Source organism: Rhizobium sp. LjRoot98, assembly GCF_964252935.1.
In the GTDB taxonomy this organism is placed as follows: domain Bacteria; phylum Pseudomonadota; class Alphaproteobacteria; order Rhizobiales; family Rhizobiaceae; genus Pararhizobium.
The window spans coordinates 88,549-103,701 of record NZ_CAXUPW020000006.1 but is presented as its reverse complement, the minus strand read 5'-3'; the positions used below and the strand labels follow the sequence as shown (position 1 = coordinate 103,701).

Here is a 15,153-nt window from a genome sequence, read left to right as displayed (position 1 = left end):
GAACTTGCCAAGCGATTTCAGAGCCTCGCCACAAAATTTCCCGAACAACTGGTAAAGCCTCACCCTTCGCGGTAAATCACCACAACGATTTGAAGCTTCGCCTGCCGGACCGGCATGCGCCTGATATTTGACTGAGTCTGGAGCGAGAGACCTGTCCGTGTGCTCGCTATCGAGCCCGGGCGGCGGCCTATTTGCAGGAACCCATATAGAAGATGCACGCAAAAGAACAGTTTTCCTGTGGTGTCGTCATTGTCGCTGCCGGGCGGGGTGAACGCGCAGGCTCGCCGCAAGACGGGCCGAAGCAATATCGCCCGATCGGCGGGCTGCCGGTTATGACCCATACGCTTGACGTTTTTGCGACATGGCCGAGGAAAACGGCGATCGTCGTCGTCATTCATCCCGATGACGAAGCTCTGTTTGCTCAGGCATGCAATCTTGTGTCAGGCGATACTTCAAACATTACATTCGTCCATGGCGGGCCGGCGCGGCAACTTTCGGTGCTGGCGGGACTGAAAGCGCTGGAACAGGCCGACATCACCCACGTAATGATTCATGACGCCGTGCGGCCGTTCATCGACCATGCTCTGCTTGACCGCTGTGTTTCAACGTTGAGCGAAGGTGCCGATGCCCTGCTGCCGGCGGTCGCGGTTGCCGATACGTTGAAACGTGGGTCTGCGGATGGAAAGGTTTTGGAGACGGTGCCGAGAGCAGGCCTCTACGGCGCCCAGACGCCCCAGTGCTTCCGCTTCGCGCCGATCCTGGAAGCTCATATCAACGCCGCCGCCTCCGGCCGCGCCGATTTTACCGATGACGCTTCGATCGCCGAATGGGCCGGAATGCCCGTGACGCTGATCGAAGGATCGGTCGACAATGTGAAACTGACGATCAAACGGGATATTACCATGGCCGATGAAAAACTGAACCGGAACGCACTCCCGGACGTCCGAACCGGGAATGGTTACGATGTACATCAGCTGGTCGATGGCGACGGCGTGACGCTCTGCGGTATCTTCATGCCGCATGACCAGACACTGCTCGGCCATTCCGATGCCGACGTCGCCCTGCATGCCTTGACCGACGCCCTGCTTGCCACCTGCGGTGCGGGCGATATCGGCGATCATTTTCCACCGTCCGATCCGCAATGGAAGGGCGCCGCCTCGCGCATCTTTCTGGAACACGCGGCAAAAGTCGTCCGCGACAAGGGGGGCACGATCATGAATGCCGATGTCTCGTTGATTGCCGAGGCCCCGAAGATCGGCCCACACCGGCTGGCGATGCGGGAAAACCTCGCAGATATGCTCGGCATTTCGCTGGATCGCTGCTCGGTCAAAGCGACGACCAACGAGCAAATCGGCTTCATCGGCCGCCGCGAAGGCATTGCAGCAATCGCCACAGCAACGGTTGTCTATGCGGGAGGCATCAAATGAGCGGATGGCCGGAGGATATCGCAGCCAAGGCAGACCGGCTGATCGCCGCCTTTTCGAAACGTGGCCTGATGGTCGCCACGGCCGAATCCTGCACCGGCGGCCTGATCGCCGGTGTTCTGACGGAAATTCCGGGTTCCTCGTCAGTGGTCGATCGCGGCTTCGTCACCTATTCCAACGATGCAAAGATCCAGATGCTCGGAGTCAACACGGCGACGCTTGAAACGCACGGCGCCGTTTCGCGCCAGACGGCAATCGAGATGGTGCGCGGCGCACTCAGCCACTCGAAGGCGGACTTGGCCGTTGCCGTCACCGGCGTTGCCGGTCCGGGGGGCGGATCGGCCGATAAACCGGTCGGACTGGTGCATCTGGCGGCAACCAGCCGTGCCGGCAACGTTCTTCACCGCGAAATGCGCTACGGCGATATCGGCCGCGACGCGGTCAGGCTGGCCACGGTGCGCACGGCACTTGATATGCTGGAAGAAGCAGCAGCAAGCTGACGTTTCCGCTATACGGTCGCATAGATCGTATCGGCGCGCTTCTCGAACGCTTCGGAAAACATCCGGAATGCCCGGTCGAACATCGACCCCATCAGCGCGCCGAGAATACGGCTCTTGAATTCGTAGTCGATAAAGAAGTTGACGGAACAGCCGCCCTCACCCAACGCTTCGAAACTCCAACGATTGTCGAGATATTTGAACGGTCCATCGATATATTTGACGTCGATCACGCGCTCGGCTTTGTTGAGCAGAACCTGTGTGGTGAACGTCTCGCGGATCGCCTTGTAGCCGACGGTCATATCCGCCACGAGCAGCTCCTTGCCGTCACGCTCCTTGCGCGAACGCACGGTCAGCGCCTCGCAAAGCGGCAGAAATTGCGGGTATTTTTCAACATCGGCGATCAGATCGAACATCTGTTCGGGTGAATGCTTGACGGGCCGGCGGGTCTCGAATTGTGGCATGGCGTTCAGATATTCAATGATTTCGCGAAAAACAAGATGTGGTTGGTATCAAGCGCGAGAAGAAGACGCGTGATGAGCGACATGCTTCAGCAGGCGTCGTGTTTCGCCGTGCGACCGGACAATGAACACCGGCACGTCAGAACCATAATCCGCCAGCTTCTGTTCGATCTCAGGGCTTTCCGTCTTCTCGAAATTCCAGACGTAGGACAGGAATTCCAGCGTCAGGCGCTCAGGGCAGTTCGCGGCCATTTCCGGGCGTGTCTTGCCGCGCAACCGGACCCAGCGGCTGATGACACCATAAAGCGAAACATGGCGGGGCGGACGCATCCAGATGACGAGATCGGTGCGCGGCAGGCGCAGCGGCAAAGTGCCAGGGCTTGTGCCGTCCATGATCCATCGTGGTTGCTCCACTGCCCGCTCGACAATCGCAAGCGCGTCGGCTCTCGGGCGCGGTATCCAGCCCGACATCCAGAAAACGTCGCGGTCCATGGAGACATACGGAAGCACAAACAGTCTGGAAAGCGCCTGCGCCAAAGTGCTCTTGCCGCTACCGGAACAACCGATCATGAGAACGCGATCGGCGGTCCGAAGGGCCTCCGCCGTCCGTTCAACATTCAAACGCTTATTCGACATTGCTGGCTTCCTGCAGGGTCTGGGTCAATGCACGTATGTCCCGGCGGCTTTTCAGTGTCAGGACGGGAATCTCCTGCGCGTAACGGTCAAGCATCTGGACAATCACGGGGGAAACGCGCTGTTCGAAATTCCAGATATAGGAGAGGAATTCACGATCCGGCAGCTGTTCAGGACAACCCGGAGCCATGTCGGGGCGCACGCGGCCAAAGCTCGACGCGACCCGGCAGACAAGTCCCCAAAGGCAGACGCGCCGCGGTACCCGAACCCAGACAACCAGATCGGTTCTTGGAAACCGCAGGTCAAATGTGGAGGGTCCGCTGCCGTCCATGATCCAGCGATCCTGCGCAACACAGGCTGCGATCAGAGCACGCTCTTCGGCTTTCGGCCGCTTGATCCAGCCGGGCAACCAGAAAAAATCCCGGTCCATCGAGACGTAAGGCAGATCGAGTTTTTCGGACAGCTTTCTTGACAGCGTGCTCTTGCCGCCGCCTGAGCAGCCGATCACCAGGATGCGGCTTGCCTGCCGCAAACGCGGCAAGGCATCTTCGGTGTCCGGAATATAGGAGGGCATGACGGCTCCAAACATGTGAGCCGCGCACCATAAAGTTCAAATCCAGATTGGCAACCTGCCAAGGATTATCCGGCGGCTACCGCCAGCTTCTTCTCGCGGTTTGCCTTCAGCCGGGCGAAATCGTCGCCGGCATGGTGCGACGAGCGGGTCAGTGGGCTGGAGGCAACCATCAGGAAGCCCTTGGTATAGGCGACGGTCTCATAGGACTTGAATTCTTCCGGCGTGACAAAGCTCATGACCTGATGATGCTTGCGGGTCGGCTGCAGGTACTGGCCGATGGTCATGAAGTCGACATCCGCCGTGCGCAGATCGTCCATCAACTGCAGCACTTCGTTGCGCTCTTCGCCAAGGCCAACCATGATGCCGGACTTGGTGAACATCGTCGGATCGAGTTCCTTGACCCGCTGCAGAAGCCGGATCGAATGGAAGTAACGGGCGCCCGGACGAACCGTCAGATAGTTGCCCGGAACTGTTTCCATGTTGTGGTTGAAGACGTCGGGCTTGGCGGCGACGACGCGCTCCAGCGCACCGGGCTTCTTCAGGAAGTCGGGTGTCAGGATTTCGATGGTCGTCAATGGAGATGCGGCGCGGATGGCCCAGATCACCTTTTCGAAATGCTCGGCGCCGCCGTCGGCCAGATCGTCACGGTCGACCGAGGTGATGACGACGTGCGACAGGCCCATCTGCTTGACGGCCTTGGCAACGTTCTCCGGCTCGGCCATATCCAGCGCGTTCGGCTTGCCTGTGGAGACATTGCAGAAGGCGCAGGCGCGGGTACAGATTTCGCCCATGATCATGAAGGTCGCGTGCTTCTTGTCCCAGCACTCACCGATATTCGGGCAGCCCGCCTCTTCGCAGACCGTGACAAGCTTGTGCTCCTTCACGATCGACTTGGTTTCAGCATACCCTTTCGAGGTCGGCGCCTTGACGCGGATCCACTCCGGCTTGCGCAGCATCTCGGTATCGGGCTTATGGGCCTTTTCCGGGTGGCGAACGCGCGGGGCATCGGGATCAAGAGTGGTTCGGTCGAGGATCGTGACCATCATGCTTCCATTTTTGCTTCAAGCGCAACAGCGCGCCCTTCGGGCCAGACAGAGTGACCCGCCTTCAGATGGAGGCGAGCCCTAGCACAATCAAGCGTTCAGTGCACGCCCATAGGCATCGAGCACGCTTTCCTTCAACGTTTCCGAAATCGTCGGGTGCGGGAAGATCGTGTGCATCAGGTCTTCCTCGGTTGTTTCGAGGTTCATGGCAACGACAAAACCCTGAATCAGTTCGGTGACTTCGGCGCCAACCAGATGCGCACCGAGCAGTTCGCCGGTCTTCTTGTCGAAGATGGTCTTCACCAGCCCCTGGTCTTCACCAAGCGCGATCGCCTTGCCGTTCGCGACAAACGGGAAGCGGCCAACGCGAATGTCGCGGCCTTCGGCCTTGGCCTTGGCTTCCGTCAGACCAACGGAGGCAACCTGCGGGTTGCAATAGGTGCAGCCCGGAATCTTCAGCTTGTCCATCGGATGAACGTTCGGCAGGCCGGCGATCTTTTCGACGCAGATGACGGCTTCATGCTCTGCCTTGTGGGCCAGCATCGGCGGGCCGGCAACGTCGCCGATCGCGTAGACGCCCGGCACGTTGGTCTTGCCGTAACCGTCGATGACGATGCAGCCGCGATCAGTCTTGACGCCGAGCGCCTCGAGACCGAGGTTCTCGATATTGCCCTGGACGCCGACAGCCGAAATCATCCGGTCAGCAGTGATCTTCTCGACCGAGCCGTCCTTCTTCTCGACATGGGCCGTCACCGAGTTGGCGGCCTTCTCGACCTTCGTCACCTTGGCATCAAGGATGATCTTCATGCCCTGCTTGTCGAACTGCTTCTTGGCGAAGGCGGAGATTTCGGCATCCTCGACCGGCATGACCTGGCTCATGACCTCAACCACGGTCACATCGACGCCCATGGTCCGGTAGAACGAGGCAAATTCGATGCCGATGGCGCCGGAGCCCATAACCAGCAGCGACTTCGGCATTTCTTCCGGCTTCATCGCCTCGAAATAGGTCCAGATCAGCTTGCCATCCGGCTCGATGCCCGGCAGCGCGCGCGGACGGGCGCCGGTGGCGACGATGATATGCTTGGCGGTGTAGGTGCCCTCGCCCAAAGTGTTCTTCGGGATCGGACCCTGCGGCTGGACGATCGCCTTGGTGGTCTTGGCAACGACGATCTCGTTGGCCTTGGTGAGCTTGGCCTCGCCCCAGATCACGTCGACCTTGTTCTTCTTCATCAGGAAGGCGACGCCGCCATTCATGCGTTCGGCAATGCCGCGTGAACGCTTGACGATGGCCTGCAGATCCGGCGAAATCTTGCCTTCGAGCGTCAGGCCATAGTTCTTCGCGTGCTCTGCAAGGTGCAGTACTTCGGCAGAGCGCAGCAGCGCCTTGGTCGGGATACAGCCCCAGTTGGAGCAGATGCCGGCCAGATGCTCGCGCTCGACCACGGCTACCTTCAGGCCCAGCTGGGCTGCGCGGATGGCCGCGATATAGCCGCCGGGGCCGGAACCGATCACGATGACGTCGTAGGAGTTTGCCATTCTTGTTTCCTGCCTCTTCCTTAGGTCATGTTCCGGGCCAGCAAAACCCATTCATGCCTTTTGCTATCCTCAAAGAGCGGCACGGCTGCAAGCCTCGCCTTCTCCGCAAATCCGTTGGCTGCATAGAGCGCCAGCGCCGTGTCATTATGGCTTTCGGTGATCAGGCTGACCTGCCTGCCCTTGGCCTTATCGATTTCGTGGGTCAACAGTGCCCGTCCGATACCCTTGCCGCGATGGTGCCGGTAGACACCCAGACTGTCGATGAACCGGCTGCCGATCACCATGACCTGCAACTCCAGCAACGGCTTGATCACCGGATGCGGCGCGATCATCTCGCGCACGGTCTCATCCAGATCGTAGCCGATCGAAACGCCGGCAATCTCATTGTTCCATTCGGCCAGTGTCGCATCTTTCCAGGAGCCCGGCTCGTCATCCATCCGCATCCGCGACCGCCCCTGCTCCATGGCGGTATCCTTGGTTCCGCGCATCACGGCGCCGTGCCAAAGCCAGGTCGCAAAACCATGCGAGGCGATATCGACCAGGATGGCCAGATCTGCCGCATCCCACCGTTCCGCCGCCCGCAAATGCAAGGCCGCCGTCATTCAGAGCCCGAGCATCATCCGGACCATCGGCTCAAGGCCGCGTCCGATGGCGCGTGTGTTTTCCGTGTCCAGATGCACCCCATCGAGCGGCGTTGTCCGCGCCACCGAACCGGCATCGAAAAATCCGCAACCGAGTTCGTCGGCCAGATCGGCATAAAGCGAGGCCAGCATCGATGACTGATCGATAGCGCCTGCATACATCGCCGCAAAATTAGCATTCGCCGTTTCGCAGATCACCGGCGGCGCAACGATCAGGATTTCAGGCGCTTCGGCCTGAACGTCCGGCCAGCTGTGGTGCCAGACGAGCTTGACCAGTCTCTCGATGCCCTTCACCGCGCCAAAAGCGGTTCCATGCACCAAGGGCTTCATATCGTTGGTGCCAAGCAGAAGAATAACCAAATCGACCGGGGCATGGGTCTGCAAGACGGTCGGCAGGATACGCACGCCGTTGCGGTCGCAATCAGCCAGATGGTCGTCGTAAGCCGTCGTGCGACCGTTCAGACCTTCGGCAATCACGTGCACGCCGCTGCCCAGCGCCTTCTGCAGGACACTTGGCCAGCGGTCGTCCAAGGCATGCCGCCCGCCGGTCTCGGCGTCATATCCCCAGGTCAGACTGTCACCATAGCAGAGGACTGTTTTCATCAAGATCGACCTTCAGCGAGCCAATGACCCGAAAACCTAAACTTCCCTGTACTTGTCACAGGAATCAAGTCACGCGACGCCGTCGCGTGAAAGAGTCTTCGCTCACGGACGTAAGCGGACACCCTCCCCGCGAGGGGGAGGGAAAATTCACTTAGACCAGCATGCCCATCGGGCTTTCGATGTAGCGCTTGAACGCGCCGAGCAGTTCGGCTCCAAGCGCGCCATCGACGGCACGGTGGTCGGTCGACAGCGTCACGGTCATGACATTGGCAACGACCATCTGGCCCTTCTTGACCACGACCCGCTCCTCGCCGGCCCCGATCGCAAGGATCGTTGCATGCGGAGGATTGACGACAGCGGCGAAATTCTTGACGCCCATCATGCCCATGTTCGACACAGCCGTCGTGCCGCCCTGGAACTCTTCGGGCTTCAGCTTGCGGCTCTTGGCGCGGGCGCCGAGATCCTTCATCTCGTTGGAGATGGCCGACAGGCTCTTCAGCTCGGCGCTGCGGACGATCGGCGTGATCAGGCCACCCGGGATCGACACGGCAACACCAACATCGGCGTGCTTGTGCTTGACCATGTTGGTTTCGGTCCAGGAGACGTTGGCATCCGGAACGTCGCGCAGGGCCAAGGCAAGCGCCTTGATGACCATGTCGTTGACCGAGAGCTTGTAGGCTGGCTTGCCGTCCCGTTCCGGCGCTGCCGTATTGAGCTGCGCACGCAGCGCAAGCAGCGCATCCAGTTCGCAATCGACGGAGACGTAGAAATGCGGAATGGTCTGCTTGCTCTCCTGCAGGCGCTTGGCGATCACCTTGCGCATGCCGTCATGCGGCACGAGTTCGTAGGAGCCTTCGGCGAAGTTCTTGAGAACAGCTTCGTCGGACGCGCCCTTGGCAAGTGGTGCCGAAGCAGATGCGGCCGCGGTTGCCGGAGCAGCAGCGGAAGGTGCAGCTTTTGCGCCACCACCGGCAACGGCAGTTTCCACATCCTTCTTGATCACGCGGCCATGCGGGCCCGTGCCGGCAACAGCCGAGATATCGATCCCGGCATCCTTGGCCAGACGGCGGGCCAGCGGCGATGAGAAGGTGCGCATGCCGGATGACGCCGGAGCCGATGCCTGTGCGGCAGCCGGGGCCGGAGCAGCGGCTGGTGCCGCTTCTGTTTTTGCCGGTGCGGCTTCAGCCTTGGCAGGCTCGGCCTTCGCAGCCGGTGCCGCACCGCCGCCGGAAGCGGCAGCAGCAATGTCTTCTCCATCAGCAGCGAGGATGGCGATCACGGCATTGACCTTGACGCCTTCGGTGCCTGCTGCAACGACGAGCTTGGCCACGGTGCCTTCGTCGACGGCTTCGACTTCCATCGTCGCCTTGTCGGTCTCGATCTCGCAGAGAACGTCACCGGCGGAGACCTTGTCACCTTCCTTAACCAGCCATTTGGCGAGGTTGCCCTCTTCCATGGTCGGCGAAAGGGCTGGCATGGTGATGTTGATAGGCATCTCTTCACCCTCCCTTATTTGTAGCAGACGGTCTTTACCGCCTGGACGACTTCGCCGACATTCGGCAGGGCCAGCTTTTCAAGGTTGGCGGCGTAAGGCATCGGAACGTCCTTGCCGGCGATCGTCAGGATCGGCGCATCGAGATAATCGAAGGCCTGCTGCATGACGCGGGTGGCAATTTCGGTACCGACGGAGGACTGCGGGAAGCCTTCCTCGACGGTGACCAGACGGCCGGTTTTCTTGACCGATTCAATGACCGCCGGAAGGTCCATCGGACGGATGGTTCTGAGGTCGATGATCTCGACGTCGATGCCTTCCTTCTCCAGTTCCGCTGCAGCCTTGACCGCATAGGTCATGCCGATGCCGAAGGAAACGATGGTGGCATCCTTGCCGACGCGATGTGTGCGCGCCTTGCCGATCGGCAGGACGAAATCGTCCATCTTCGGCACATCGAAGGAGTGACCGTAGAGGATTTCATTTTCGAGGAAGATCACCGGGTTCGGATCGCGGATCGCAGCCTTAAGCAGACCCTTCGCGTCAGCGGCCGTGTACGGCATGACGACCTTGAGGCCTGGAATATGGCTGTACCAAGCGGCATAGCACTGCGAGTGCTGGGCGCCGACACGGGCAGCAGCACCCGACGGACCACGGAACACCATCGGAGCGCCCATCTGTCCACCGGACATATAGAGGGTCTTTGCCGCCGAGTTGATGATATGGTCGATCGCCTGCATGGCGAAGTTGAAGGTCATGAACTCGACGATCGGGCGCAGGCCGGTCATCGCAGCACCGACGCCGATACCGGCAAAGCCGTGTTCGGTGATCGGCGTGTCGACAACGCGGCGGGGACCGAATTCCTGCAGCAGCCCCTGCGTGATCTTGTAGGCGCCCTGGTATTCGGCGACTTCCTCGCCCATGACGAAGACGTCTTCGCTGCGGCGCATTTCTTCGGCCATCGCATCACGAAGCGCTTCGCGCACGGTGGTGGAGACCATTTCGGTACCGGCCGGAATATCCGGGTCGGAGGGAATGTCAGCTTTCGGCTGGGCCGGAACGGGCGCGGATGCTTCCGACTTTGCCGGTGCTTCGGTCTTGGCGGGCTCTGCAGCAACAGGTGCCGCGGCCTTCGGCGCGGCAACATCCCCGGCGCTCTCGCCGTCCTGCAGCAGGACTGCAATCGCGGTATTCACCTTGACGCCTTCGGTGCCGGCAGCAATCAGGAGCTTGCCGATAACGCCTTCGTCAACGGCTTCCACTTCCATGGTCGCCTTGTCGGTTTCGATTTCGGCGATCACGTCGCCGGAAGTGACCTTGTCACCTTCGTTTTTCAGCCACTTGCTGAGCGTGCCTTCTTCCATCGTCGGGGACAGAGCGGGCATCAGAATTTCGATAGGCATGATGTTTTCCTCGTCCCGGTCTTAAAGCAGAATATCGGTGTAGAGCTCGGATACATCCGGCTCCGGATCGGCCTGGGCAAAATCGGCGCTGTCGGCAACGATGTCGCGAACCTCCTTGTCGATTGCCTTCAGCTCGTCTTCGCTCGCCCAGCCGTTGTCCAGCAGGCGCACCCTTACTTTTTCGATCGGGTCGTTCTCGGAGCGCATCTTCTGCACTTCGTCCTTGGAGCGGTACTTGGCCGGATCGGACATCGAGTGACCGCGGTAGCGGTAAGTCTGCATTTCGAGGATCATCGGCCCCTTGCCTGCCCGGCAATGCTCGACAGCTTCATCACCCGCCGCCTTGACGGCGCGTACGTCCATGCCATCAACCTGGAAGCCGGGAATGCCGAGCGCTACGCCGCGTTGCGAAAAATCGTGACCGGCAGAGCCGCGCGACACCGACGTACCCATGGCATAGCGGTTGTTCTCGACAATGTAGATGACCGGCAGGTTCCAGAGAGCCGCCATGTTGAAGCTCTCGTAGACTTGGCCCTGGTTGGCGGCGCCGTCGCCGAAATAGGCAAGCGAAACGTTGTCATTGCCGCGGTAGCGATTGGCAAAGGCCAGACCGGTGCCGAGCGAGACCTGCGCACCGACGATGCCGTGGCCGCCGTAGAAATTCTTTTCCTTGGAGAACATGTGCATCGAGCCACCCTTGCCGCGGGAAAGCCCGCTGCGGCGACCGGTCAGCTCGGCCATGACGCCACGTGCACTCATGCCGCAAGCGAGCATATGACCGTGGTCACGATAGGCAGTGATAACCTGATCGCCTTCCTTCAGCGCCATCTGCATGCCGACGACGACAGCTTCCTGGCCGATGTAGAGGTGACAGAAACCGCCAATGAAGCCCATGCCATAGAGCTGGCCCGCTTTTTCCTCGAAACGGCGGATGAGGAGCATTTCGCGATAGGCCTTCAGATCGGTATCGCGATCGAACTCGGCGATCGTGCCCTTGGTGAAGTCCTTTTTAGCTGGCTTTGCAGCTGCCTTGCGACTGGAAACGGACGCGGATTTTCGCGGTGCCATTCAATCCTCCCTATGGTTGGCTTTTGCGGTACCATAGGGAAAGAATGCGATCACAGCAATGCCATATTTGCATGGCTTATATTCCCATCAAACCATTGATAAGAATAGAGTATTTGGAATTAACCTGTTTCCGGTTAATGTGGCAACTCAGTGAAAAATAACGATTTCGTCGCTGCGAGACATGTTCAGCCCAAACCGCGCCTTTTCGTCCAGCATGTCACGCTCAAGCGAGCCGTCGCTGAGCAGAGCAACTTCCTTTTCCAGCACCTGACGCTTTGCGGTCAGCTCATCCAGCCGTGCCTGACGCTCGATGCGCTGCCGGTCAAACGTCTCCGTCGCCTTCAGCCCAAAGTCGCCATGAATGGAATGATAACCGAAATAGCTAAGGAACGCGATAGTGATGAGCGGCATGACAAACCGCCCCAGCTGCCGTTTTTTATGGTGTTTGGTCCACATAGATCATGCCCTGATACGCAATACTTAAACACGCTACCAGCCATTGATTAACCGACCGTTGACCATAAAGCCGGCAACGAAAAACCCGCGTCCGTTTCCAGACGCGGGTTTCATCATTGCGATGCTTGTGCGGATCAGCCGCGCAGGATCGAGCGGCCGGCATATTTTGCCTGCGGGCCCAGCTGTTCCTCGATACGGATCAACTGGTTGTACTTGGCAAGCCGGTCAGAGCGCGACAGCGAACCGGTCTTGATCTGTCCGCAATTGGTGGCAACGGCGAGATCGGCGATGGTCGAGTCTTCGGTTTCGCCCGAGCGGTGCGACATGACGGCGGTATAACCAGCCTTGTGTGCAGTCTCGACGGCGTCGAGCGTTTCCGACAGCGAACCGATTTGGTTGACCTTGACGAGGATCGAGTTGGCGACGCCCATCTTGATGCCGTCGCGCAGGCGCGAGGAATTGGTGACGAACAGATCGTCGCCGACCAGCTGGCACTTCTTGCCCGCGAGATCGGTCAGCGTCTTCCAGCCTTCCCAATCGTCTTCAGCCATACCGTCTTCGATCGAAGCGATCGGGTACTTGGCAGCCAGTTCGGCCAGGTATTCGGCCATTGCGCCCGGCTCGAGCGTGCGGCCCTCGCCTTCCATGACATACTTGCCGTCCTTGAAGAATTCGGTCGAGGCACAATCGAGGCCGAGGAACATGTCTTCGCCCGGCTTGTAGCCAGCTTTTTCGATCGACTTCATGATGAAGTCGAGCGCTTCCGTGGCGCTGTTCAGGCCCGGAGCAAAGCCGCCTTCGTCGCCGACATTGGTGTTGTGACCCTTGGCCGACAGTTCCTTCTTGAGAACGTGGAAGACTTCCGCGCCCATGCGAACCGCGTCACGCAGGCTGTCGGCGCCAACCGGCATGATCATGAACTCCTGGAAGTCGATCGGGTTGTCGGCATGCGCACCGCCGTTGATGATGTTCATCATCGGCACCGGCAGAAGGCGGGCGTTCGGGCCACCGACATAGCGGAACAGCGGCAGGTTGGAGGCTTCCGCGGCGGCCTTGGCAACAGCGAGCGAAACGCCGAGGATGGCGTTGGCGCCAAGACGCGACTTGTTGGCCGTGCCGTCCAGCTCGATCATCGTTGCATCGATGTGCAACTGGTCTTCGGCATCCATGCCGCCGATGGCTTCGAAGATTTCGCCGTTGACGGCTTCGACAGCCTTTTCGACACCCTTGCCGAGATAGCGCTTGCCGCCATCACGCAGTTCGACAGCTTCATGTGCGCCGGTGGAAGCGCCCGAGGGAACGGCGGCGCGGCCAAAGCTGCCGTCTTCGAGATGGACGTCGACTTCGACGGTCGGGTTGCCCCGGCTGTCGAGAATTTCGCGGCCGATGATGTCGATGATTGCAGTCATGATCTCTTCCCTGCTTCAAACATGGTGGTGGAGGATGGCCCTGTCATAAGTCATGGACCGGAAATTACAATGGCGGGGCCTGAGCAATCGCAGCCAGCGCCCGGCCTTCAAGAAAAATTCACAAAACCCGCACTCAGCGTTTCGCGACCGCATCGAATGCCAGCAACGTTTCCAACAGGCGCGGCATATCCTTCAAGTAGACCATGTTGGGGCCATCGGACGGAGAATTGTCCGGGTCCTCATGCGTCTCGATGAACACACCGGCGACACCGACGGCAACGGCCGCACGAGCCAGGGTCTCAACGAACTCACGCTGACCGCCCGACGATGCGCCCTGCCCGCCCGGCTGCTGCACGGAATGGGTGGCGTCAAAGATCACCGGCGCGCCAAGGCTCGCCATGATCGGCAGCGAGCGCATGTCCGAGACCAACGTGTTATAGCCGAAGGAGGCGCCGCGTTCGCAGAGCAGAACGTTCGGATTGCCGCTTTCGGTGAACTTGGCAAGCACGTTCTTCATGTCCCAGGGGGCGAGGAACTGGCCCTTCTTGACGTTGATGACGCGACCGGTCTTGGCAGCGGCAACCAGAAGGTCGGTCTGGCGTGAGAGGAAGGCCGGGATCTGCAGGATATCGACGGTCGGCGCAACCAGCGCGCACTGCTCTTCCGTGTGGATGTCGGTGATAACAGGAAAGCCGAATTCCTTCTTCAGGTCGGCAAAGATTTCCATCGCCTTTTCCAGGCCGATGCCGCGCTTGCCGGAGATCGACGTGCGGTTGGCCTTGTCGAAGGACGACTTGTAGACATAGCCAAGGCCGAGCGACTTGCAGAGTTCGACCATCGTGCCGGCGATCATGAAGGCGTGGTCGCGGCTTTCCATCTGGCAGGGGCCGGCAATCAGCGACAGCTTCTGCGTATTCGAAAACACCACCTGATTGGCGCCGCTGCCGGCAACGACGTTTGCATTGGTCTGCATGATTATTCTCCGAATGCGAAGATGACGCCCTGCCCCGGTGCTTCCGGAACGAGCAGGCGATTGTCTTTTCTGATGAAGTCTACCGCGTTGGCGGTAAGAAAATGCTCGGTCACGGCCAGATCGGCAACCTTGAAGACGATGGCCCGGCCGCGCAGGCCGCGCGAATGGCCCGACGTCGTCTTGTCGAAGAAGCCCGACATGCCGGCCTGATTGAGGACGGAAATTTTCACACCATTGCGGGTTTCGATATCCATGCCGAAGGAATGCGCCGAGACTTCGCGCTCATCGACCACCTCCTGAAGGATATACTGGAAATCGGTCGGGTTCGGCTCCGACAAAACCACCTCGGCAAGGCCGGTCACCCCATTGGCGTGACTTTCCAACGCTGCGCGGTCGGAAGGCAGCGACTTGACGCGCTGACAGCTGAAAAAGAAGAAATCCGGTGCGCGCAGGTCGGCGGCAAACGACAGGCGAAAACTGGCAACAGCTTCGGAACCATCCGGCAGTTTCATCGGCCGCGAAAATTCCAGCATGTTACCTGCCGAAATGCCTCTTTCCTGGAACCGGGCATGGTCGGCCTTTGCATCATCGCTGCTGACCACGATTGCGGAAAACCCGTCTTGACCACGACGGAACCGGTAAGCCTGATCACGAGCGGTAAAGGCATTGCCGGCGAGCGCCGCTGCTTCGCAATCCTCGCGCTGGGCAATACCCAGTGGCTCAAGATAGGTCTTGTCGGAAAAGAACACGCAGGCGTTTTCGGTTCCGAAAGGATGAAGCGCATCCGCAGCGACGGTAAAACCAAGCTGCTCGTAGCGACGCCTGGCGGTTGCCAGATCGATGACCGGCAGGACCAGATGGTCGAGCAGACGGGGTGTACGGGAGGCAACGCTCATGATTTTCCCTGAAACTGGTCGTTGGCTGGTGCTTTGCCCGTTTTGAC

General features: G+C 59.9%; 16 protein-coding genes. 2 read left to right on the top strand and 14 right to left on the bottom strand.

Features of this window, described 5'->3' with window-relative positions; genetic code table 11:
• Positions 1 to 212: 212 nt before the first annotated feature.
• Both ACSQ3J_RS19670 and ACSQ3J_RS19665 read left to right on the top strand, forming a co-directional pair.
• Positions 213 to 1,427, top strand: coding sequence for a bifunctional 2-C-methyl-D-erythritol 4-phosphate cytidylyltransferase/2-C-methyl-D-erythritol 2,4-cyclodiphosphate synthase (locus ACSQ3J_RS19670; RefSeq protein ID WP_060505176.1), 1,215 nt, complete (start codon positions 213 to 215; stop codon positions 1,425 to 1,427).
• On the top strand, positions 1,424 to 1,924 hold the full coding sequence (locus tag ACSQ3J_RS19665; RefSeq protein WP_060505175.1) for a CinA family protein: 501 nt from the start codon (positions 1,424 to 1,426) through the stop codon (positions 1,922 to 1,924). Before ACSQ3J_RS19670 ends, ACSQ3J_RS19665 begins: the two co-directional genes overlap by 4 nt.
• A gap of 8 nt (positions 1,925 to 1,932) precedes the next feature.
• Here the strand turns inward: ACSQ3J_RS19665 and ACSQ3J_RS19660 are convergent, their stop codons facing one another.
• From ACSQ3J_RS19660 to ACSQ3J_RS19595, 14 genes are all read right to left on the bottom strand, one after another.
• Positions 1,933 to 2,385 carry a type II toxin-antitoxin system RatA family toxin gene (locus ACSQ3J_RS19660; protein ID WP_060505174.1) on the bottom strand — a complete coding sequence of 151 codons (453 nt, stop codon included), beginning with the start codon at positions 2,383 to 2,385 and terminating at the stop codon, positions 1,933 to 1,935.
• Between the two features lie 48 nt (positions 2,386 to 2,433).
• Positions 2,434 to 3,018 carry an AAA family ATPase gene (locus ACSQ3J_RS19655; protein WP_060505173.1) on the bottom strand — a complete coding sequence of 195 codons (585 nt, stop codon included), beginning with the start codon at positions 3,016 to 3,018 and terminating at the stop codon, positions 2,434 to 2,436.
• The gene (locus ACSQ3J_RS19650) at positions 3,008 to 3,589 is read right to left on the bottom strand and encodes an AAA family ATPase (protein ID WP_060505619.1); all 582 of its coding nucleotides are present in this window, start codon (positions 3,587 to 3,589) and stop codon (positions 3,008 to 3,010) included. Before ACSQ3J_RS19650 ends, ACSQ3J_RS19655 begins: the two co-directional genes overlap by 11 nt.
• A gap of 65 nt (positions 3,590 to 3,654) precedes the next feature.
• Positions 3,655 to 4,632, bottom strand: a complete 978-nt coding sequence (lipA, locus tag ACSQ3J_RS19645) for a lipoyl synthase (RefSeq protein WP_060505618.1) — start codon at positions 4,630 to 4,632, stop codon at positions 3,655 to 3,657.
• A gap of 90 nt (positions 4,633 to 4,722) precedes the next feature.
• On the bottom strand, positions 4,723 to 6,168 hold the full coding sequence (gene lpdA, locus ACSQ3J_RS19640; protein ID WP_060505172.1) for a dihydrolipoyl dehydrogenase: 1,446 nt from the start codon (positions 6,166 to 6,168) through the stop codon (positions 4,723 to 4,725).
• Between the two features lie 20 nt (positions 6,169 to 6,188).
• Entirely contained in the window at positions 6,189 to 6,770 is a 582-nt protein-coding gene (locus ACSQ3J_RS19635; RefSeq protein ID WP_436039954.1) for a GNAT family N-acetyltransferase, read from the bottom strand.
• The gene (locus tag ACSQ3J_RS19630; protein WP_112834678.1) at positions 6,771 to 7,412 is read right to left on the bottom strand and encodes an SGNH/GDSL hydrolase family protein; all 642 of its coding nucleotides are present in this window, start codon (positions 7,410 to 7,412) and stop codon (positions 6,771 to 6,773) included. It lies immediately after the preceding gene.
• A gap of 151 nt (positions 7,413 to 7,563) precedes the next feature.
• Positions 7,564 to 8,907 carry a pyruvate dehydrogenase complex dihydrolipoamide acetyltransferase gene (locus ACSQ3J_RS19625; protein ID WP_060505169.1) on the bottom strand — a complete coding sequence of 448 codons (1,344 nt, stop codon included), beginning with the start codon at positions 8,905 to 8,907 and terminating at the stop codon, positions 7,564 to 7,566.
• 14 nt (positions 8,908 to 8,921) lie between these two features.
• Positions 8,922 to 10,304, bottom strand: coding sequence for a pyruvate dehydrogenase complex E1 component subunit beta (locus ACSQ3J_RS19620; protein WP_060505168.1), 1,383 nt, complete (start codon positions 10,302 to 10,304; stop codon positions 8,922 to 8,924).
• A gap of 21 nt (positions 10,305 to 10,325) precedes the next feature.
• Positions 10,326 to 11,372: a pyruvate dehydrogenase (acetyl-transferring) E1 component subunit alpha gene (gene pdhA, locus ACSQ3J_RS19615; RefSeq protein ID WP_060505167.1), complete on the bottom strand. Its 1,047-nt coding sequence runs from the start codon at positions 11,370 to 11,372 to the stop codon at positions 10,326 to 10,328.
• Between the two features lie 147 nt (positions 11,373 to 11,519).
• On the bottom strand, positions 11,520 to 11,828 hold the full coding sequence (locus ACSQ3J_RS19610; protein ID WP_060505166.1) for an FtsB family cell division protein: 309 nt from the start codon (positions 11,826 to 11,828) through the stop codon (positions 11,520 to 11,522).
• Positions 11,829 to 11,962: 134 nt separating this feature from the next.
• Positions 11,963 to 13,237: a phosphopyruvate hydratase gene (gene eno, locus ACSQ3J_RS19605; protein WP_436039953.1), complete on the bottom strand. Its 1,275-nt coding sequence runs from the start codon at positions 13,235 to 13,237 to the stop codon at positions 11,963 to 11,965.
• Between the two features lie 133 nt (positions 13,238 to 13,370).
• Positions 13,371 to 14,213, bottom strand: coding sequence for a 3-deoxy-8-phosphooctulonate synthase (kdsA, locus tag ACSQ3J_RS19600; protein ID WP_200954908.1), 843 nt, complete (start codon positions 14,211 to 14,213; stop codon positions 13,371 to 13,373).
• Positions 14,213 to 15,106, bottom strand: a complete 894-nt coding sequence (locus tag ACSQ3J_RS19595) for a VOC family protein (protein WP_060505163.1) — start codon at positions 15,104 to 15,106, stop codon at positions 14,213 to 14,215. The genes kdsA and ACSQ3J_RS19595 overlap by 1 nt, the downstream gene beginning before the upstream one ends.
• Positions 15,107 to 15,153 lie beyond the last annotated feature (47 nt).